The organism is Mesorhizobium sp. M7A.F.Ca.ET.027.03.2.1 (genome assembly GCF_003999175.1).
Taxonomy (GTDB): domain Bacteria; phylum Pseudomonadota; class Alphaproteobacteria; order Rhizobiales; family Rhizobiaceae; genus Mesorhizobium.
This window is the reverse complement of record NZ_RZOM01001213.1, coordinates 1-1,693: the sequence shown is the minus strand read 5'-3', so window position 1 is coordinate 1,693 and position 1,693 is coordinate 1. Positions and strand designations below refer to the sequence as shown.

The 1,693-nt window shown below is 64.0% G+C and carries 1 protein-coding gene and 1 pseudogene; both read right to left on the bottom strand.

What is annotated here, in order from left to right; translation table 11 throughout:
• Positions 1–1,562: phenylalanine--tRNA ligase subunit beta (pheT, locus tag EN750_RS33085; protein WP_127399171.1), on the bottom strand; the 1,562-nt coding region annotated here is incomplete at its 3' end.
• A pseudogene (locus tag EN750_RS41745) lies at positions 1,559–1,693 on the bottom strand (GFA family protein); the annotation flags it as partial. The gene pheT and the pseudogene EN750_RS41745, both read right to left, overlap by 4 nt.

The window sequence follows — 1,693 nt, the reverse complement described above, 5'->3', positions numbered from 1 at the left end:
ATGACGCGGTCAACGCAAGGATCCTCACCACGCTGCAGGTCCGTACCCGTACCGCCAAGCGCGCGCTTGGCGGTACGGGTACGGACCTGCAGCGTGGTGAGGATCCTTGCGTTGACCGCGTCATGCGCACCGAGCGGCTGCGGTGCTATGTTGTCGACACCGTGGATGCGCATGACCTCCTCGACCAGGTCTGCCTTGCCATCGACGTCGGGGCGCCAGGACGGCACGGCGACATCGACGACATCGCCCGAGCCCTCCGGCTTGAAGCCGAGGCGCGACAGGATGTCGAGGCTTTCCGCCCTGGGAACCTCGATGCCGGTCAGCCGCTTCACTTCCGAAAGCGGGAAGGAAACGATCTTCGACTTGTGGCCGGCGTAGCCGACGACTTCCATTTCGGTCGGCGTGCCGCCGCAGAAATCGAGCACCAGTTTCGTTGCCAGCTCGACGCCGGGAACCATGAATTCGGGGTCCACGCCGCGCTCGAAGCGGTAGCGCGCGTCGGTGATGATGGCGAGCGTGCGGCCGGTGCGCGCCGTGGTGATCGGATCCCAAAGGGCGGATTCGATCAGCACATCTGATGTGTTCTCGTCGCAGCCCGAATGCTCGCCGCCCATGATGCCGGCGATGGACTCGACGCCGTTGTCATCCGCGATGACGCACATTTCCGGCGTCAGCGTGTATTCGCGGCCGTCGAGCGCCTGCACCTTTTCGCCATCGCGCGCGCGGCGCACGACGAGATTGCCGGCAACCTTGCTGGCGTCGAACACATGCAGCGGGCGGCCGCGGTCGAAGGTGACGTAATTGGTGATGTCGACCAGCGCGCTGATCGGTCTCAGCCCAATGGCGATCAGCCGCTGCTGCAGCCATTTTGGCGACGGCCCATTCTTGACGCCCTTGACCAGGTTGAGTGCGAAGCCGGGGCAAAGCTCCGGCGCTTCGATCGTTACCTTGACCGGACACATGCCGTTGCCGACATGCGACATGATGGCGCCGCCGACGAGGCGGCCAAGCCCGCTCGCCGCCAGATCCCTGGCGATGCCGTAGACGCTGGTCGCATCCGGCCGGTTCGGCGTCAAATTGATCTCGATGACCGGATCGTCGATATGCGCATAGGCGGCGAAGCTGGTGCCGACCGGCGCATCCTCGGGCAGGTCGATGATGCCGTGGTGTTCGTCGGACAGTTCCAGTTCGCGCTCGGAACACATCATGCCGTGGCTTTCGACGCCCCTGATCTTGCCGACCGTCAGCGTCACGTCGATGCCGGGCACATAGGTGCCGGGCGCGGCAAAGGCGCCGATCAGGCCGGCCCGCGCATTGGGCGCGCCGCAGACGACCTGCACGGGTGGTTTGCCGTTGCCCGTATCGACAGTCAGCACGCGCAGCCGGTCGGCATCGGGGTGCTGCACCGCCGTCAACACCCTGGCTATGACGAAGGGTTTCAGGCTCGACTTGTCGTCGACATGCTCGACTTCGAGGCCGATCGAGGTCAGTCGCTCGACGATCTCGTCAAGCGTGGCGTCGGTCTCTAGGTGGTCCTTGAGCCAGGAGAGGGTGAATTTCATGGGACTGTTCCGTCTGGTCTTTTGACGCTTGTTTTCAGATGTCTCGGCAGGTCGTCGGATATATGCAGGAAGGCAAGCTGTTCGCTGACATAGGCATGCTGCGTCGGCTCAAAATCGGCCGGCATGTCCAT